The sequence below is a fragment of the Actinomadura sp. RB99 genome, assembly GCF_014706005.1.
GTDB lineage: Bacteria > Actinomycetota > Actinomycetes > Streptosporangiales > Streptosporangiaceae > Spirillospora.
Window position 1 is genome coordinate 35,930 of sequence record NZ_JABMCA010000003.1, and the last position, 18,014, is coordinate 53,943.

The following is an 18,014-nucleotide window of genomic DNA, read 5'->3' on the forward strand; positions in this document are numbered from 1 at the left end:
AGGGACGCCCCTCCTCCTCGGGGCGGAGGATGCGCGGGACCCGGGGCGGACCGGCCGCCCGGGAGCGAACGCATAGGCTGGGGCCATGGTGGATCCCGGAACCGTCGTCAACGTCATCAAGCAGGCCCGGGACCGGCGGACGGCACCGCTGATCCTGGAGCTGGACCTCACCGAGGGGATCGTGGAGACCGCGCCCGCGGACCCGATCTCGGCGATCATGTCCATGCGCCGGACGAACCTGCGCGACGTGCTCGACGGGCTGCGCCGCGCCCGGTCCGACCACCGGGTGAAGGCGCTGGTGGTGAAGGTGACCGGCGGGGTCGGGCTGGCGCTCGCCCAGGAGCTGCGCGAGGCCGTCGGGGCGCTGCGGGAGGCCGGCAAGCTCACCGTCGCCTGGGCCGAGACGTTCGGCGAGGGCGGCCACGGCACCGTCCCGTTCTACCTCGCGACCGGGTTCGACAAGGTGTACCTGCAGCCGACCGGGGAGGTCGGGCTGACCGGCGTGGCGCTGGAGGAGCCGTTCTTCGCGGGCGCGCTGGAGAAGGCGGGCGTGCGGCCCCGGTTCGCCAAGCGCTACGAGTACAAGACCATGGCGAACACCTTCATGGAGAAGGCGTACACGCCCGAGCACGAGGAGTCGTCGCGGCGGCTCGTCACGTCCCTCGGCGAGCAGATCACGGCGGGCATCGCCGCCGCCCGGGACCTGCCCGAGGACAAGGTCCGCGACCTCACCGACCGCGGGCCGCTGCTCGCCGGCGAGGCGCTGGAGGAGGGCCTCGTCGACCACCTCGGCTACCGCGACGAGGTCTACGCCTTCCTGCGCAAGGAGGTCGGCGCCGACGCGCAGCTCCGCTACGTCTCCCGCTACAACCGCACGCACGGCCTCGCGCGCCGCATCCCGCAGCCGGGCCGCCAGGACGTCGTCGCGCTGATCAACGGGCAGGGCCCGATCCGGCTCGGCCGCTCCGGCCGCGGCGGCCCGCTGCCGAACTCCGGCCCCGCGATGGGCTCCGACACCGTCGGCGCCGCGTTCCGCGCCGCCGTCAAGGACGACCGGGTCAAGGCGATCGTGTTCCGCGTCAACAGCCCCGGCGGGTCCGCCGTCGCGTCCGACGCGATCTGGCGCGAGGTCGTCCTCGCCCGCCGCGCCGGCAAGCCGGTGGTCGTCTCGATGGGGAACGTCGCCGCGTCCGGCGGCTACTACGTCTCGATGGCCGCCGACACGATCGTCGCGCAGCCCGGCACCATCACCGGCTCGATCGGCGTCGTCGTCGGCAAGGCCGTCGTGAACGACCTGCTGGAGCGCGTCGGCATCGGCCTCGGCTCGGTCGCCGACGGCGAGCACGCCCGCATGTTCAGCGCCACCAAGGACTTCAGCGACTCCGAGTGGGAGCGGATCAACGCGTCCCTCGACACGATCTACGAGGACTTCACCGCGAAGGTCGCCGAGGGCCGCGGGCTGTCCCGCGAGCGCGTCCACGAGCTGGCCCGCGGCCGGGTCTGGACCGGCGCCGACGCCCGCGACCACGGCCTGGTCGACGAGCTGGGCGGCCTCGACGGCGCCCTCGACCTGGCCCGCAAGAAGGCCGGGCTGCCCGCCGACGCGCCCGTCCGCTCCTACCCGCACGCCTCGCCGCTGGAGCGGCTGCGCCCGCCGGAGTCCAGCGAGGACCGCACCGCCGCGTCCGCCCGGTTCGACGGCTGGGGCTCGCTCGGCGGCCTCGCGGCCCGCCTCGGCCTCCCGTCCGCCGGCCCGCTGACCCTGCCCGGCTCCTGGGAGATCCGCTGACACGGGAGGCCGGGAGGTCGGTCGGGTGTCGGTTGGTCGGGGAGGCGGGTCGGGTGTCGGTTGGTCGGGGTGAACAGGCGTTCGTCGAGGCGGTCGCGGGGTTCGCCACGGGGGTCGTCGTGCTGACCGTCCGGGACGGCCGCGACGACCTCGGCACGACGGTGACCTCGTTCATGTCGGTGTCGCTGGAACCGCCGATGGTGCTGGCCGGCGTGGCGTCCTCGTCGTACCTGGCGGAGGTGCTGGCCCGCACCGAGCGGTGGGCCGCGACGGTCCTCGGTGCGGGCCAGCGCGCGCTCGCGGGGCGCTTCGCCGCCGAGGGGCGTCCGAGCGCCCGCCTGCTGCTCGCCAGTGAGCCGCACCATCGCGGCGAGCACTCCGGCGCCCTCGTCCTCGAATCGGGCCTCACGGCTCTCGAATGCGAGACGCGCCAGTGCGTCGAGGCCGGTGACCACATGCTGTTCGCCGCCGAGGTCCTCGCCACGGACTACATCGCCCGTGACCGGCAGCCCCTCATCAGGGTCAACCGCCGCTACCTCGCCCTGTCCTGACGCCGCCGCGAGGCGGGCACCGGCCGGTCACCCGTGGGCGTCCACCCGGCGGCCCCGCTTCCAGACGGCGTGGGTCTGGGGCACGCCGGGACGGTAGGCGAGGTGGATGTACGACGGCGCGTCCAGCACGTGGACGTCCGCGCGCGCGCCGACGGCCAGATGGCCGACGTCGGTGCGCCGAAGGGCGCGGGCGCCGCCCGCCGTGGCGGACCAGACGGCTTCGGCCGGGGTCATGTGCATGTCGCGGACGGCCACGGCGATACAGAAGGCCATGCTGGAGCTGTAGCAGGAGCCGGGGTTGCAGTCGGTGGCGAGGGCGACGGTGGCGCCGGCGTCCAGGAGGCGGCGGGCGTCCGGGTAGGGCTGGCGGGTGGAGAACTCGACGCCGGGAAGCAGGGTCGCGACGGTGCGGGACGAGGCGAGCGCGTCCACGTCGGCGTCGCCGAGGAAGGTGCAGTGGTCGGCGGACGCGGCGTCGAGCTCGACGGCGAGGCGCACGCCCGGCCCCTCGCCGAGCTGGTTGGCGTGCAGCCGGGGCATGAGCCCGGCCTTGATCCCGGCCCGCAGGACCTCGCGGGCCTGGTCGGCGTCGAACGCGCCCCGCTCGCAGAACACGTCCACCCAGCGGGCATGCGGCGCGCAGGCGGCGAGCATGTCGGTCGCGGCCAGCCGCGTGTAGGCGGCGGCGTCGTCGCGGTACTCGGACGGGACGACGTGGGCGCCCAAGTAGGTGACCTCGTCGGCGATCTCCGCGGCGATGCGGACGGCGCGCTCCTCCTGGTCGACCGTGAGGCCGTAGCCGGACTTGCACTCGACGGTGGTCGTCCCCTGCCGGGCCATCTCGCCGACCAGGCGGCGGAGGTTGGCGCGCAGGGCGTCGTCGGACGCGGCGCGGGTGCGTTCGACGGTGGTGCGGATGCCTCCGGCGGCGTAGGGGCGCCCGCTCATCCGGGCGGCGAACTCCTCGGCGCGCTCGCCGGCGAAGACGAGGTGGGCGTGGGAGTCCACGAAGCCGGGGAGGACGGCGCGCCCGGCGGCGTCGAAGACCTCGTCGGCGGCGGGGACGCCGGATGCGGGGCCGGTCCAGGCGACGGCACCGTCCTCGATCACCAGCGCGGCGTCCCGGACGATGCCGAGCGGCCCGTCGCCCCGGCCGGGGTCGTTGGTGACCAGTTCCCCGATGTCGATGATGGCGGTGCTCAACCGGGCTCCTCGCGGGTGGCGGACTCGACGGCGGCGGCCAGCGCGCCGGGCACGTCGTCGACCAGCAGGTGGCGGCCGTCGTGCACGATCTGGCGGCCGGACACGACGACGTGGCGGACGTCGGCGGCGGTGGCGGCGAAGACGGCGGCCTCGGCGGCGTGCGCGGGACCGGCGCCCGCGGTGCGGACGGAGTCGAGCGCGACGGTGACGAGGTCGGCGTAGGCACCGGGTTCGAGGCGGCCGGCCTCGGGCCAGCCGAGCGCGTAGTGGCCGTTGGACGTGGCGGCGGCGAGCAGCTCGCCGGCGGTCCAGTGGCCGCGGACGCGGGTGCGGAGCCGCTCGTCGAGCTCGACGGCGCGGGCCTCCTCGAACAGGTCGACGACGGCGTGCTGGTCGGAGCCGAGGCAGATCGGAGCCCCGGCGTCGGCGAGGCCGCGGGCGGGGCCGATGCCGTCGGCGAGGTCGCGTTCGGTGGTCGGGCACATGCACACGCCGGTCGTGGTGGCGCCGAGCAGGCCGATGTCGTCGCCGGTGAGGTGGGTGGCGTGGACGGCGGTGCTGAGCGGGCCGAGGGCGCCCGCCTCGGCGAGGAGGCGCGCGGGCGTCACGCCGTAGGCGTCGAGGCACGCGGTGTTCTCGGCGGGCTGCTCGGACAGGTGGACGTGCAGCGGCGCCCGGTGCTCCTTCGCCCAGGACGCGACGGCCCGCACCTGCTCGCGCGGGACGGCGCGGACCGAGTGGATCGCGGCGCCCACGCGGGCGTGCAGCCGGCCCGCCTTGTCGGTCTGCTCGTAGAGGGTGTCGACGCGGCGGGCCCAGTTCCCGGCGGTGCCGTCGCCGAACCGCAGTTGCGGGCCCTTGAGGGGCTGCCCGATGCCGCCGGTGAGGTAGCAGGTGTCCAGCAGCGTGATCCGGATGCCCGCGTCGGCGGCGGCCGCGATCAGCGCCTCGCCCATCGCGTTCGGCGCGTCGTAGGGGGCGCCGCCGGGGCGGTGGTGCAGGTAGTGGAACTCGCCGACGCAGCTGATCCCGGCGAGCGCCATCTCGGCGTACACGGCCCGGGCGAGCGCCCGGTAGGAGTCGGGGTCGAGGCGGTCGGCGACCTGGTACATCTGCTCGCGCCACGTCCAGAACGTCCCCCTGTTGGTCTGGACGCGGGAGCGGAGCGCGCGGTGGAACGCGTGCGAGTGCGCGTTCGCGAGGCCCGGCAGGGTCAGGCCGGGCAGGTGCTGGGCGCGCGGCGGCGCCGGGACGCCGCGCGTCAGGCTCGTGATCCGTTCGCCGTCGGCCTCGATCAGGACGTCCGCCGCCACCCCGTCTCCGAGCCAGGCGAACTGGGCATGCCATTGCATATCGGGTTCCCTACCCGCGGGCCAGGTCGTCCAGTACCGCGGCGAGGGCCTCGACTCCGGCGAGGCAGTCGGCGGTCTCGGCGTGCTCGGCGGGCGCGTGCGACACGCCGGTGGGGTTGCGGACGAACAGCATCGCGGTGGGCAGTCGGGCCGACAGGACGCCCGCGTCGTGCCCGGCGCCGGTCGGCAGGACGGGCGCGCCGCCCAGCGTCCTGACCACCCGGTCGCGCAGGGCCAGGTTGAAGTCGACGATCTCGGTGTAGGACTCCTCCGCGAGCTCCACCGTCACCCCGTGGGGGCGGGCGGCCTCGCGCGCCGCCGCGCCGACCTCCTCCACGGTCTTCCGCACGGCGGCGTCGGCGGGCCCGCGCGCGTCGAGCCAGGCGGTGACGGACGACGCGATCGCGTTCACCCCGCCCGGGACGATCCGGGCCTTCCCGACCGTCGCCACGGTCCCGTTGCGCTCGGCGGCGTCCCGGGCGGCGAGGACCATCCCGGCGAACGGGATCATCGGGTCGCGGCGGTCGGCGAGCGCGGTCGTCCCGGCGTGGTTGCCCTCGCCCGCGAACCCGAACCGCCACCGCCCGTGCGGGACGATCGAGCTGGCGACCCCGACCGGCCCGGTGAGCGCCCGGCCCTGCTCGACGTGCAGCTCGACGTAGCAGGCGACGCGTCCGAGGAGGTCGTCGGGTCCGATCGCCTCCGGGTCGAGCCCGGCGCCGTGCAGCACCTCGGCGAACGTGCGGCCGCCGGCGTCGGTGAGGGACCGCGCCCGCGCGGGGTCGATCGCGCCGGCCAGCAGCCGCGACCCGAGGCAGGCGACGCCGAACCGGGCGCCCTCCTCCTCGGCGAACGCCGCGATCCCGATGGGCCTGCGCGGGGCCGCGCCGCGCTCGCGCAGCAGGTCGACGGCGGCGAACGCGGACACGATCCCGAGCGGCCCGTCGAACGCGCCGCCGCCGGGCACCGAGTCGAGATGGCTGCCGGTGAGCACGGCCCCGTCGCGCGTGCCGTCCTCGGGGTACCACCAGGCGATCATGTTTCCGTTGCGGTCGTGCTCCAGCGGCATCCCGCGGCGGCGCGCCTCGCCGGCGAACCAGGCGCGGCACTCCAGCTCCGGCGGCGTCCACGCGAACCGGTGATACCCGCCGGTGGCCGCGTCGCGCCCGATGGGCAGCAGCTCGGCCCACATCTCCTCGAAGCTCATCAGCCCTGCTGCATCGGGATGCGGACGCCGCGCTCGGCGGCGACCTCGGCGGCGCGGTCGTAGCCGGCGTCGACGTGCCGCATGACGCCGGTGCCGGGGTCGTTGGTCAGGACGCGCTGGAGCTTCTCGCCCGCGAGGGCCGTCCCGTCGGCGACGCAGACCTGCCCGGCGTGGATGGACCGGCCGATGCCGACGCCGCCGCCGTGGTGGATGGACACCCACGTCGCGCCGGACGAGGTGTTGAGCAGCGCGTTCAGCAGCGGCCAGTCGGCGATGGCGTCCGAGCCGTCCTTCATGCCCTCGGTCTCCCGGTAGGGGCTGGCGACCGAGCCGCAGTCGAGGTGGTCGCGGCCGAGCACGATCGGCGCGCTGATCTCGCCGCGCGCGACGAGGTCGTTGAAGACCTCGCCGGCCCTGTCGCGCTCGCCGTAGCCGAGCCAGCAGATCCGCGACGGCAGGCCCTGGAAGTGAACCTTCTCCCCCGCCATCCGGATCCACCGGGTCAGCGGCTCGTTGTCGGGGAACAGGTCGAGGATCGCCTTGTCGGTGCGGGCGATGTCCTTCGGGTCGCCGGACAGCGCCGCCCACCGGAACGGTCCCTTGCCCTCGCAGAACAGCGGCCGGATGTAGGCGGGGACGAACCCGGGGAACTCGAACGCGCGCGCGTAGCCGGCGAGCTGCGCCTCGCCGCGGATCGAGTTGCCGTAGTCGAACACCTCGGCGCCCGCGTCCTGGAACCCGACCATCGCCTCGACGTGCGCCGCCATCGACGCGCGGGCCTTGGCGATGAACCCGTCGGGGTCCTTGCCGCGCTCGGCGGCCATGTCGTCGAAGGCGACACCGCTCGGCAGGTACATCAGCGGGTCGTGCGCGCTGGTCTGGTCGGTGACGATGTCGATCGGCGCGCCGCGCCGCAGCAGCTCGGGGACGATGTCGGCGGCGTTGCCGAGCACCGCGATCGACAGCGGCCGGCGGGCCGCCCTCGCCTCCTCGGCGAGGCGCAGCGCGTCGTCGAGCGAGTCGGCCTTCACGTCGCAGTACCGGTGCTCGACGCGCCGCTCGATGCGGGACGGGTCGCACTCGACGCAGATCGCGACGCCGCCGTTCATCGTGACGGCGAGCGGCTGCGCGCCGCCCATCCCGCCGAGCCCGGCGGTCAGCGTGATCGTCCCGGCGAGCGTCCCGTCGAACCGCTTCTCGGCGACGGCCGCGAACGTCTCGTAGGTGCCCTGGAGGATGCCCTGGGTGCCGATGTAGATCCACGACCCGGCGGTCATCTGCCCGAACATCGTCAGCCCGAGCGACTCCAGCCGGCGGAACTCCTCCCAGGTCGCCCACTGCGGCACGAGGTTGGAGTTGGCGATCAGCACGCGCGGCGCCCACTCGTGCGTCCGGAAGATCCCGACCGGCTTGCCCGACTGGACGAGCAGCGTCTCGTCGCCCTCCAGGTCGGCGAGCGACCGCACGATGCCGTCGAAGGCGTCCCAGCTGCGGGCCGCCCGCCCCGACCCGCCGTAGACGACGAGCTCGTCCGGGTGCTCGGCCACCTCCGGGTCGAGGTTGTTCTGGATCATCCGGAGGGCGGCCTCCTGCGGCCAGCCCTTCGCGGCGGTGAGCTTCGTGCCGCGCGGCGCGCGGACGGGACGGGGACCGGACATGTGCGGGCTCCTTAGGAGAGGGGGCCGGTGACGGATTCGGCGGCGGCGACGAGCGAGCCGTCCCGGACCATGGCGGCCGCGGCGGCGATCTCGGGCGCGAGGTAGCGGTCCGGGCCGGGCGGCGGGACGGCCTCCCGCAGCTTCGCGACGACGGCGGCGGTCGCGGGTCCCGGACGCAGCGGGCTGCGCAGGTCCAGCGCCCGCGCGGCGGTGAGGATCTCGATCGCGATCACCTGCGCCAGGCCGTCGACGGCGCGGCGCAGCTTGCGGGCGGAGTTCCAGCCCATGGACACGTGGTCCTCCTGCATCGCCGAGCTCGGGATCGAGTCGGCGGACGCGGGGGCGGCGAGCCGCTTCAGCTCCGAGACGATCGCGGCCTGCGTGTACTGGGCGATCATGTGGCCGGAGTCGACGCCGGGGTCGTCGGCGAGGAACGCGGGCAGCCCGGACGAGCGGCCCTTGTCGAGCATCCGGTCGGTGCGCCGCTCGGACATCGACGCGACGTCCGCGGTGGGGATGGCGAGGAAGTCCAGCACGTAGGCGATCGGCGCGCCGTGGAAGTTGCCGTTCGACTCGACCCGGCCGTCCGGCAGCACCACGGGGTTGTCGACGGCGGACGCCAGCTCCCGCCCGGCGACCAGCTCGGCGTGCGCGAGGGTGTCGCGGGCGGCGCCGTTGACCTGCGGCGAGCAGCGCAGCGAGTAGGCGTCCTGCACGCGGGTGCAGTCGGGGCCGCGGTGCGACTCCATGATCTCGGAGGCGTCCAGCAGGGCCCGCAGGTTCGCGGCGGAGGCGCCCTGCCCCGGATGCGGCCGCAGCGCCTGCAGGTCGGCGGCGAACACCCGGTCGGTGCCGAGCAGCGCCTCGACCGACATCGCGGCGGCGACGTCGGCGGCGGTCAGCAGCCCGTGCAGGTCGCGGATGGCGAGGACGAGCATGCCGAGCATGCCGTCCGTCCCGTTCAGCAGGGCGAGGCCCTCCTTGGCGCCGAGCTTGACCGGCGTGATGCCCTTCTCCGCCAGCGCCTCGGCGGCGGGCTTCAGCTCGCCGTCCGCGTCCCGGACCTGCCCCTCGCCGATCAGCGCCAGCGCGACGTGTGCGAGCGGCGCGAGGTCGCCCGAGCAGCCGAGGCTCCCGTGCTCGAACACCTGCGGCGTGATCCCGGCGTTCAGCAGCTCGGCCAGCGTCCGCGCGGTCACGGGCTGCACGCCCGTCCGGCCGGTCGCGAGGGTGCGCAGGCGCAGCAGCATCAGCGCCCGGACGACCTCCCGCTCGACCTCGGCGCCCGACCCGGCGGCGTGCGAACGGACGATGTTGAGCTGCAGCTGCGCCCGCATCTCCGGCGGGATGTGCCGGGTCGCGAGCGCCCCGAACCCCGTCGAGACCCCGTAGACCGGCAGCGGGCGCGCCGACAGCTCCTCGATGTGCGCCCGCGACTCCCCGATCAGCGTCAGCGCCTCGTCCGTCAGCGAGACCGCCGCGCCGTCCCGCGCCACCGCCACGACCTGCTCGAACGACAGCGGATCCGGACCGACCCGAACACTCGTGTCTCCCATGACGAAACCCATACCCACGATTCCACCCGCCCGGTGCGGGCCGGGGCGGCCCCGGACGGGCAGATCTGTCTCGGATACGAGACAATTCGGGGATGAGCCAGGTCCCGGCCGCCCGCCGCGCGCTGGCGGTGCTGCGCCTGCTGGCCGCCGCGCCGGGCCCGCTGCCCGCCTCCGCGATCGCCCGCGCCCTGGACCTGCCCCGCTCCAGCACCTACCACCTGCTCACCGCGATGGCCGAGGACGGCTTCGTCACCGCCATCCCCGAGGAGCGCCGCTGGGGCCTCGGCGTCGCCGCCTTCGAGATCGGCTCCGCCTATCTGCGCCACGAGCCGCTCGAACGCCTCGCCCGGCCGCTGCTGCGCCGCCTCGTCGACGGCGTCGGGGAGATCGCCCAGCTCGGCGTCCTGCACGGCGCGGAGACCCTCTACCTGCTGAAGGAGCAGCCGCCCCGGCACGCGACGCTCGTCACCGACGTCGGCGTGCGGATGCCCGCCCAGCTCACCGCGAGCGGCCTGTCGCTGCTCGCGCACCTGCCGCCCGCGCAGGTCAGGGCCCTGTTCCCCGGCCGCTTCGTGAACCGCACCGGGCGCGGCCCGGCGTCCCTGCGCGAGCTGCGCCGCGTCCTCGCCGAGGACGCGCGGCGCGGCTGGTCGTCCGAGGACGGCTACATCACCGAGGGCTTCGCCAGCATCGCGGCCTGCGCGTTCGACCACACGGGGCACCCCACCGCCGCCGTGGCGCTCACGTTCCGCCGCGACCGCCACCCGCCCGAGACCTGGCCCGACCTCGCCGCCCCCGTCCGGGCGGCCGCCGCCGCCCTGACCGGCCGCCTCACCGGCCGCCCGCCCTCCTGACCCAGTCGTCGAAGGGCGCGGACCGGCAGGGGCTCAGCAGGTGCCGGCGAGGCGGCGGCGGGAGCGGAGGGAGGCGAGCTGGAGGCGGCGTTCGGGCGCCACCTTCGCGTACTCCATGCCCATGACCCGCATGCCCCGGCGCTCGGCGAGCGTGGCGAGCGCGTCGTCGGCGAGGGCGAGGAACTGGAGGCGGTGCCGCAGCGCGACGGCGTCCAGGTCGTGGACGAGGGCCTGGTCGAGGCGGTCGACGGCCTCGCCCGAGCGGCGCCATACCCCGCCGGTCTCGCCCGCGAACGCGCCGATCAGCGCGTCCAGGGAGAGCGCCATCCGGGCGGTGACCGCGTGCAGGATCCGCTCGGCCTCCGCCGGGACGGCGGGCGAGGCGGCGGCGATCTCCCGGACGTAGCCGGTGACGGTGGTCAGCGCCATCAGCGTCTCGGCGTCCACGTGGCCGGATCCGCCGGTCGGGCGGCGGACGATCGGCCGCAGGATCGCGTTCAGCCGGAACAGGGCCTGGTCGACGGCGCGGGACGCGCTGCTCAGCCGGACGTCCCCGGGCTCGCGCGGCTGCGCGCCGGCGTCGGCGATCAGGTCGCGCACGGCCGACAGGTGCCCGCGGACCGCTTCGTCGATCATCCTGCGGGTGCCGACGGGCAGCAGGACCAGCCCGACCAGCACGGCCGTGAGGGCGCCGACCATGTTCTCCGCGAGGCGCAGCAGGATCAGCGAGGTGTGGAAGTCCGTCGTGAACGCGTAGAGCTGGACGAGCGCGACGACCAGCCCGATGACCCACCAGGTGTAGTGCGAGGCGATCAAGTACGCGCCGGCGGTCAGCCCGGCGACGACCAGCAGCAGGCTGATCCACGGGTGCGCGGCGCCGAGCAGCTCGAACGACGCGACGCCGAGCGCGCCGCCCGCGACGGTGCCGAGCGCGCGCTGCCAGGTCTTGCGGACGCGCTCGTAGGTGGTGTTCGTGCCGGTGAAGATGATCATGACGCCGATCGCGGCCCAGTAGAAGCGCCGGCCGCTGATCAGGTCGCCGATCGGCACCGCGATCGAGATCGCCACCGCCACCTGCAGGGCGGTCCGCAGGTGCGGGGAGACCCGGAGCCGCCGCCACGCGCCGCCGGGGCCGTCCGAGGCGAGGAGCCGCTCCGCGACCGGCCCGGACCCGAGGACGGCCTGCCCGGCGCTCAGCACGACCGGCGACTGGAACGGCGCCCCGTCGCCCCGGTCCGGCGCGGCCCGCCCGGCGTCCACCCATTTCCGGGACGTCCGGGACAGGTCGGTCAGCAGCACGGCCAGATGGTGGACGAGCGAGGAGGTCCCGACGTCGGCGGGCGGGCCGCCGGCGCGCCGCCGGTCCAGCCATCCGACCAGGTCGCGGGCCGCGCGCTCGTCGAACTCAGTCCCGGTGCCGCCGGCGGAGTAGGAGCGGAGCGCCGAGGTGACGCGGGCGCGCAGGCCGGCGGGCGGGTCCAGGGCGTCCAGTTCCCTGACCGCGCGGCCGACGGCCTGCACCGCCAGCTCGGTCTCGAACAGGAGCCGGTGCAGGCGCTCGGCCTCCCCGGTGGTGCCGGGCTGGGCGAGCAGGCCGTCGGCGACCAGTGCGGACTCGTTCAGCCGGGACTGCCGGCGGCGGAGCCGGCGCAGCGCGCGCTCGCGGTCCGCCCCGGCGTCCAGGAGGTCGGCGGCGGCGCCGGTCACGTCGGCGGCGCACGCGAGGAAGGCCCGCTGGATCCGCGCCAGCGCCTTGGCGGGGGCGGGGCGGCACAGCGCGAGCCGGGCGGCGATCGACGCCGCCAGGCCCGCGGCGGCGATCGCGGCCATCGGCCCGAACTCGGTCAGCGGCATCGGCAGCAGCAGCCCGCTCAGGTACCCGGCGAACAGGACGGCGCCCGCGTCGTTGCCCCACGGCGCGAAGCGCGCCGCGTAGAACTGCGCGAACAGGACCGGGACCAGCGCCGCCAGGCCCAGGAACCGGTGCGGGTGCAGCGTCATGCTCAGGTAGAGGGCGGCGACGAACGGCGCGTACACGGCCGCCGCGCGGGCCGTCGCCCGTCCCGTGCCGTTGTCGGCGATCAGCAGCGAGGTCAGCATCGCCGGCAGCGCGCCGAGCATCAGCCCGAGGAACGCCGGTTCGCCGAGGGCGCCCGCGACGCCGTACCCCGCCGCCATCCCGGCCGGGAGGCCGACCAGCATCCGCCGCGCGGCCTGGAGGCGCGCCAGCCCGAGATCGCTCGCCAGCGCCCACCTCTCCAGCCGCCGCTGCAGGCCCCTGACGCCCGTCCGTCCGTTGTCCGGCAGCAGTTCGCGTTCCTCCCCGAAGAATCCTTAGCCACGCTCACTATCTATCGATCATAACCGCCCCGGGCGCATGCCCTCGCACCTAGGAAGATTAAGAATTTGCCTAATAGGTCTAGGCAGACTACCGTCGCGGGCATGAGACCCCTGACCGAACGCGACATCCGCACGTCCTTCGTCAACTGCTCCAAGGGCGAGGCCAAGCGGCTCGGCCTGCCCAAGGACTTCGCGGACCTCCCCTGGGACGACCTGGACTTCCTCGGCTGGCGAGATCCCGGGGCGCCCGAGCGCGCCTACCTGGTCGCCGACCGCGACGGCCGCCTCGTCGGGATCGCGCTGCGCGGCACGTCCGGCACGTCCCGCGGCTTCACCGCGCGCAGCCTGTGCTCGGTCTGCCTCACCACGCGGACCGGCGGCGGCGTCGCCCTGATGACCGCGCGGCGGACCGGCGAGGCGGGGCGCCAGGGCAACACCGTCGGCCGCTACCTCTGCACGGACCTCGCCTGCTCGCTCTACGTGCGCGGGAAGAAGCAGGCCGCGGTCGGCGGGGACCTCGACGAGTCGCTGACCCTGGAGGAGAAGGTCGCCCGAACGCGGGCCAACCTGCACGCCTTCCTCGACAAGGTGGCCGCCTGACCGGCACTCCCCGCCAGGACCGCGGGGCGCCGGCCGGGGGCGGGGAGCCGGGCATTATCGCCATTCGGCGACCGGCCGCCCCATCGGTCGGCCTTTTCCGGCCTCGGCGGGATATCCGCTGAAGTCGGGCGAACTTCTAGGGCAAGATGATTCCATGCTCGATCGCGGAATCCACGGAAAGCCGCGCCGTGGCCACGGTGGGCATTGGAATGGTCACGAGACGCGGCCGCGGCCGGTCACCGGAACGCGGCGCGGGCGCACGACGGCCGGTGCGGCCGGCGCCCGCCTCCGTAGCCCAACGGTAGAGGCGAACTCCTTAAAAGAGTTGAGGTGTCGGTTCGAGTCCGACCGGAGGCACCTGGGATCGCCGCGTTCCGCGGTGGTCGTCCGACGACCGCCGCGAGCCGGCTGGCGGCGGTGGACGGCGCGCTGGGGCTGAAGGCCGGAACCGGCACGGAACGCAGGCGCCTGGCGCTCGCCGCCGAGCCGGTGCCCTGGCGGGACGCAGGCTCCCGAGACCCGCATCGGAGGCGGAGCCGACGGCGGCGCCGCCCTGGCCGTGCGCCTCGTCCGCTCGCTTCTCGGTACGGCGCCCGACGTCCGTGACCAGGCATTCCGGCTGCGGCATCGCGAAGAGCACCGGCTACGGGCTGAACACCGGCTACGGGCTGAGCACCGACGCGGTCGGAGCGGCGGATCGGAGCGCAGTTCCGGCAATTCGCCGACCACGCGCCGGCGTGAATTCGGCGCCGGTCTGGCGGTATGCCCGCGACATGGGCATGAAAGTGTATTTCCAGACCGACATGCCTGCGCTTTCAGCGCCGCTGAAGCGCTATCTCGGCGATATCGACACCTCCAGTCCCTGGCTGTGGTCGGTAACGCCGGCCGGGACCACCGCTCCAAGATCAAGGTGACGGCGTTCCTCTCCGGCGGTCAGCCGAGCCGGAAGCGGGACACGAAGTTCCAGATGACGGCATTGGCGTCGATGTCCTGGGTGGTGCCGCCGAGCAGCGGCCCGAGGTAGGGCGTACCGCCGGGCCAGTTATGGCCGCCGCCCTTGACCTGGTAGAGGATCACCGGCGCGGCGGCCGGGCAGCCGTTGTAGGCGTGCTCGGTGACGGTGGTGCCGTCGGACGGGTGCGTGTCGGGCAGGTCGGTGTCGGTCGTGGTGGTCCCGCAGCCGTTGTTGCGAGCCCAGAAGGGGGCCGCGGCCGTCGCGGTCGCATACGGGACGATCGGGTCGGCGTCACCGTGGATCATCAGAACGGGGACGGCGCGCCCCGGGTGGCAGGCGGCCTGGTCCTGGAGCTGGCCGGAGACCGGGGCGAAGGCGGCGAACCGCTTGTTCTCGCAGGCCAGCTTGCTGGTGAAGAATCCGCCGTTGCTCATGCCGGAGGCGTAGAGGCGGCGCGGATCGGCGTGGAAGCGCCGGACGAGGACGTCCTGGAGCGCGGACACGAAGCCGGGGTCGTCGACGTCCCGCCCCGGCTGGCCGCCGGCGACGCCCTGCCAGCCCGTGCCGTGGTGCTCGGGCGTGATCATGATGAAGCCCCGGGTCCGGGCGTAGTCGGCCATCCGGCCGAAGAACTCGGCGAACAGCGGCGTCTCGAACAGGCCCGGGAAGTGGAACAGGGCCGGGAGGGGCCGGCCGTCGTAGCCGTCGGGCAGCCGGAGGATCGCCACCCGCCGCTGCCCCGCGTGGAGGAGGTGGATCGCGTGGTCGCCCGGGTCGGGATGGCGGTCTTGGACGGTGAAGCCGACCGTCCGGGTGGACGAGCGGCCGCCGGTCCGCACCGTTCCCCGCCCCTGCCAGGTCACGGTCCCGTCCGACGGGGCCTGCACCCCGCCGGCGATGTTCGCGGAGACCTGCACCCCGGCGGCCGGGTCCTGGAGATCGAACGTCCCGGACAGGCCGGCGAGCGAACGCGACAGCGCGAACCGGACGGTGGCCTTCCCGCCCTTCGCCCCGCGCAGCGTCCCCTGCCCCTGGACCTTGGTCGTGTTGTAGTCGGGTGTGGCGTCGAGGACGGCGATCCCGCCGGAGAGCAGGCCGCCGTCGAGCCGGTAGGCGGGCGCGCCGCCGATGGTGATCGTGATGCGGTCGGGAGGCAGGGCGTCCGCCCGCGCGGCCGGCGGAGCCGCGACCGCGGGCACCGCGAGCGCGGTGCAGGTCAGCGCCGCCGCGGCGGCCAGGTTCCGGGCGCGGAAGAGGGTCGGGGTCCGACGGGCGATGAGGGGATGCGGGCGCATGGCCGTCCTTCCTGCGGGCGTCCCCCGGTCGCCGCCGCGTACCGCCGGGTCCGGTTCCCGGCCGTCATGGCCCGAGAGTAGGGACGCGCGCCCCGCCGGCGCTGCTCATGAGAACGACACCGTGGCCCCCGTCCTTTGCGCACCCGGTGACAAAATGGAGCGATGGCCGACGACCGCTCGCTGCGGACGACCTTCGACAAAGCCGCCGCCCACTATCAGGCCGCGCGCCCCGACTACCCGGCCGGGCTGTACTCCGACCTGGTCGCGCTCACGGGGATCGAGCCGCCCGCGCACCTGCTCGAAGTCGGCTGCGGCCCGGGAAAGGCCACGCTGCCGCTGGCACGCATGGGGTTCCGGATCACCGCGGTGGAACTCGGCGCCGCTCTGGCGGCCGAGGCGCGCCGGCGGCTCGCGGGCTTCGCCGACGTCTCGGTGATCACGGCGCCGTTCGAGCGGTGGGAGCCGCCGAGCGGCGTCCACGTCGATCTCGTCTACGCGGCCACCGCCTGGAAATGGGTGGATCCGGACGTCAAGTACGCCAAGGCCGCTTCCCTCCTCGCCCCGGGCGGCCGCCTGGCCGTCTGGAACGCCGAGCACGCCTTCCCCACGGGATTCGACCCCTTCTTCACCGAGATCCAGCGGGTCTACGACGAGCTCGGCGAAGGCGACGGCGCTTCCTGGCCGCCGCCACCGCCCGAGGCCCGCCGGGACCCCGCCGCCGCCGAGTTCGAGGCGTCCGGGCACTTCACGGCCGTCGGGACGCGGCTTCACGTCTGGGCCCGCCGCTATAGGGCGGACGAGTACATCGCGCTGCTCGACACCTTCTCCGGTCACATCGCCATGGAGCCCGCCAAACGACGGCACCTCTACGGCGAGATACGCCGCCGGCTCGCGGCCCGGCCCGACGGGCGGGTCACCCGGCACTGGTCCGCCGTCCTCACCGTGGGCCGTCGCCGCTGACCCGCGCGGACCGCTACGGCGCGGGCGGCGCGTTGATCAGGGCGAGGACGTCGGAGGTGGGGCGGACGTCGCCGAAGGAGCGGTAGACGGTGTTCAGCGTGGCGTTGTGCTCCGCGTCGCGGCGCGCCGCGTTCGCGTCCGCGACCATGATCACGCGGAGGCCGAGGGCGGACGCGTCGCGCGCGGAGGACTCGCAGCACACGTTGGTGACGGTGCCGGTGATCAGGACGGTGTCGGCGCCCCGGCCTTCCAGGAGGTCCGGCAGGGGGCACCGGCCGGGGAAGAAGGCGCTGGGCGCCGTCTTCTCGACGAACAGGTCGGACGGGCGGGCGTCGAGGTCCGGCCAGAGGCGGCCGGGCAGCGGGCCGGTCCCGCCGCTGGTGCGGTAGAGCTCGGCCGTGGCGGGGCCGTAGAACTCCTCGGCGACCGGAGTCCGCTCGGGGGCCCCGGGCAGGACCCACGCGACCGTGCCGCCCGCCGGGCGCAGGGCGCCGGCCAGTGCGCCGATGTTCGGCACGATGCTGCGCGCGTACCGGTTGCCGGACACGAAGAAGGGCACCATGTCGATCACCACGAGCGCCGTGCGGGACGGCGCGAGCCGGTCGAACGCGAACCGGCGACCGCGCCGGGCCTCGTGGCGCGCGTACTCGCGCGGGTCGATCCGCCAGTCGTGCACCGGTTCCTCCGCTCCTGAGGAAGGCGGAAGCCCGCCGCGCGGTGCGCGGCGGGCTTCGCGGGGGCGGGTCAGGCGAGGCCGTTCTTGGTCAGCCAGTCCTTGGCGACCTTCTCCTGGTCGTCCTTGTCGATCGCGATCCGCTTCATCATGTCCAGCAGGTCCTGGGTGGTGAGCTTGACGGAGACGGCGTTGAGCGCCGCCGTGGCCTGCGCGTTCACCGCGGACTTGTTGACCAGCGGCGTCACGTTCTGCGCGCTGAAGACGTGCTGCGGGTCCTCCAGCACGACGAGCTTCTTCTGCACGATGGTCGGGTCGGTGGTGAACAGGTCCGCGGCCTGGATCTTGTCGTCGGCGAGCAGCTTGACCAGGGTGGCCTGGGCGCCCGCGTCGAACGGCTGGAACTTCTTGAAGTCCAGGCCGTACACCTTCTTCAGGCCGACGAGGCCCTGCTGGCGGGTCTTGAACTCCGACGGGCCGCCGATCGTGAGCTGGTTCGCGACCGGCTTGAGGTCGGCGATGCTCTTCAGGTGGTACTTGGACGCGGTCTGCGGGTTGACCGTGACCGAGTCCTTGTCCTCCGCCTGCGCCGAGGTCAGGACCTCCACCGAGGAGGGCAGCTTCGCCTTGAGGGCGGCGTTGACCTCGTCGGTCGTGGACGCGGTGCTGGTCTTGTCGACCGAGGTGGTCAGCAGCGCGCCGTTGTACTCGGGCATCACGCCGATGCCGCCCTTGACGACCTGGTCGTAGTAGATCTCGCGGGCGCCGATGTTGAACTTGCGGGTCACCTTGAGGCCCTTGGCCTCCAGCGCCTGCGCGTACAGCTCGCCGATCAGGTTGGACTCGGGGAAGTTGGCGCCGCCGACGGTGATGGTGCCCTTGGCGGCGCCGCCGCCGGACAGCGGGTTCTTGTCGTCGCCGCCGCCCCCGCCGCCGCAGGCCGACAGCGTCAAAGCGGCCACGAGGCCGACGGCCGCGCCACGGATGATGTGCTTCATGGGTTTTCCTTCTGTTGAAAAAA

At 74.4% G+C, this 18,014-nt stretch carries 15 protein-coding genes and 1 tRNA gene; 7 read left to right on the top strand and 9 right to left on the bottom strand.

All coding sequences use genetic code 11. The features are described 5' to 3' along the window. Positions 1–85 precede the first annotated feature (85 nt). Both sppA and amrb99_RS03770 read left to right on the top strand, forming a co-directional pair. Positions 86–1,789 carry a signal peptide peptidase SppA gene (gene sppA, locus amrb99_RS03765; RefSeq protein WP_190852255.1) on the top strand — a complete coding sequence of 568 codons (1,704 nt, stop codon included), beginning with the start codon at positions 86–88 and terminating at the stop codon, positions 1,787–1,789. Between the two features lie 53 nt (positions 1,790–1,842). After that, positions 1,843–2,340, top strand: coding sequence for a flavin reductase (locus amrb99_RS03770; protein ID WP_190852258.1), 498 nt, complete (start codon positions 1,843–1,845; stop codon positions 2,338–2,340). A 27-nt stretch (positions 2,341–2,367) separates the two neighbouring features. Here amrb99_RS03770 and hutI read toward each other — a convergent pair whose 3' ends face one another. The 5 genes from hutI to hutH are packed head-to-tail and all read right to left on the bottom strand — an operon-like array spanning position 2,368 to position 9,316. Then, positions 2,368–3,543, bottom strand: a complete 1,176-nt coding sequence (gene hutI, locus amrb99_RS49830) for an imidazolonepropionase (RefSeq protein ID WP_206699779.1) — start codon at positions 3,541–3,543, stop codon at positions 2,368–2,370. Further along, positions 3,540–4,895 carry a formimidoylglutamate deiminase gene (locus amrb99_RS49835; RefSeq protein WP_206699780.1) on the bottom strand — a complete coding sequence of 452 codons (1,356 nt, stop codon included), beginning with the start codon at positions 4,893–4,895 and terminating at the stop codon, positions 3,540–3,542. The genes hutI and amrb99_RS49835 overlap by 4 nt, the downstream gene beginning before the upstream one ends. Before the next feature lie 10 nt (positions 4,896–4,905). After that, positions 4,906–6,102: an allantoate amidohydrolase gene (locus amrb99_RS03780; RefSeq protein WP_190852260.1), complete on the bottom strand. Its 1,197-nt coding sequence runs from the start codon at positions 6,100–6,102 to the stop codon at positions 4,906–4,908. Then, entirely contained in the window at positions 6,102–7,760 is a 1,659-nt protein-coding gene (hutU, locus tag amrb99_RS03785; RefSeq protein WP_190852262.1) for a urocanate hydratase, read from the bottom strand. The genes amrb99_RS03780 and hutU overlap by 1 nt, the downstream gene beginning before the upstream one ends. Positions 7,761–7,771: 11 nt before the next feature. Next, on the bottom strand, positions 7,772–9,316 hold the full coding sequence (hutH, locus tag amrb99_RS03790; protein WP_190852264.1) for a histidine ammonia-lyase: 1,545 nt from the start codon (positions 9,314–9,316) through the stop codon (positions 7,772–7,774). Positions 9,317–9,408: 92 nt separating this feature from the next. Here hutH and amrb99_RS03795 point away from each other — a divergent pair, with 92 nt between their 5' ends. Next, positions 9,409–10,170 carry an IclR family transcriptional regulator gene (locus amrb99_RS03795; RefSeq protein WP_190852276.1) on the top strand — a complete coding sequence of 254 codons (762 nt, stop codon included), beginning with the start codon at positions 9,409–9,411 and terminating at the stop codon, positions 10,168–10,170. A 33-nt stretch (positions 10,171–10,203) separates the two neighbouring features. Here amrb99_RS03795 and amrb99_RS03800 read toward each other — a convergent pair whose 3' ends face one another. After that, positions 10,204–12,372 (bottom strand): FUSC family protein, encoded by a 2,169-nt coding sequence (locus amrb99_RS03800; RefSeq protein ID WP_190852278.1) that lies wholly within the window; start codon positions 12,370–12,372, stop codon positions 10,204–10,206. Positions 12,373–12,612: 240 nt separating this feature from the next. On the opposite strand from amrb99_RS03800, the gene amrb99_RS03805 reads away from it, so the two are divergent. The 3 genes from amrb99_RS03805 to amrb99_RS03815 all read left to right on the top strand — a co-directional run bounded on the left by amrb99_RS03805 (position 12,613) and on the right by amrb99_RS03815 (position 14,024). Next, the gene (locus amrb99_RS03805) at positions 12,613–13,110 is read left to right on the top strand and encodes an FBP domain-containing protein (protein ID WP_190852280.1); all 498 of its coding nucleotides are present in this window, start codon (positions 12,613–12,615) and stop codon (positions 13,108–13,110) included. A 284-nt stretch (positions 13,111–13,394) separates the two neighbouring features. Then, positions 13,395–13,467, top strand: a tRNA-Leu gene (locus tag amrb99_RS03810). A gap of 245 nt (positions 13,468–13,712) precedes the next feature. Then, positions 13,713–14,024: a hypothetical protein gene (locus amrb99_RS03815; RefSeq protein WP_190852282.1), complete on the top strand. Its 312-nt coding sequence runs from the start codon at positions 13,713–13,715 to the stop codon at positions 14,022–14,024. A gap of 19 nt (positions 14,025–14,043) precedes the next feature. Here the strand turns inward: amrb99_RS03815 and amrb99_RS03820 are convergent, their stop codons facing one another. Continuing rightward, on the bottom strand, positions 14,044–15,360 hold the full coding sequence (locus amrb99_RS03820; RefSeq protein ID WP_190852284.1) for a prolyl oligopeptidase family serine peptidase: 1,317 nt from the start codon (positions 15,358–15,360) through the stop codon (positions 14,044–14,046). Between the two features lie 162 nt (positions 15,361–15,522). Between amrb99_RS03820 and amrb99_RS03825 the strand changes: the two genes are divergently transcribed. Then, the gene (locus amrb99_RS03825) at positions 15,523–16,320 is read left to right on the top strand and encodes a class I SAM-dependent methyltransferase (protein ID WP_190852286.1); all 798 of its coding nucleotides are present in this window, start codon (positions 15,523–15,525) and stop codon (positions 16,318–16,320) included. Between the two features lie 13 nt (positions 16,321–16,333). Here amrb99_RS03825 and amrb99_RS03830 read toward each other — a convergent pair whose 3' ends face one another. Together amrb99_RS03830 and amrb99_RS03835 are read right to left on the bottom strand one after the other, a co-directional pair. Next, the gene (locus amrb99_RS03830) at positions 16,334–16,996 is read right to left on the bottom strand and encodes an isochorismatase family cysteine hydrolase (protein WP_190852288.1); all 663 of its coding nucleotides are present in this window, start codon (positions 16,994–16,996) and stop codon (positions 16,334–16,336) included. A 68-nt stretch (positions 16,997–17,064) separates the two neighbouring features. Further along, positions 17,065–17,991 carry an ABC transporter substrate-binding protein gene (locus amrb99_RS03835; protein WP_190852290.1) on the bottom strand — a complete coding sequence of 309 codons (927 nt, stop codon included), beginning with the start codon at positions 17,989–17,991 and terminating at the stop codon, positions 17,065–17,067. Positions 17,992–18,014: the final 23 nt, after the last annotated feature.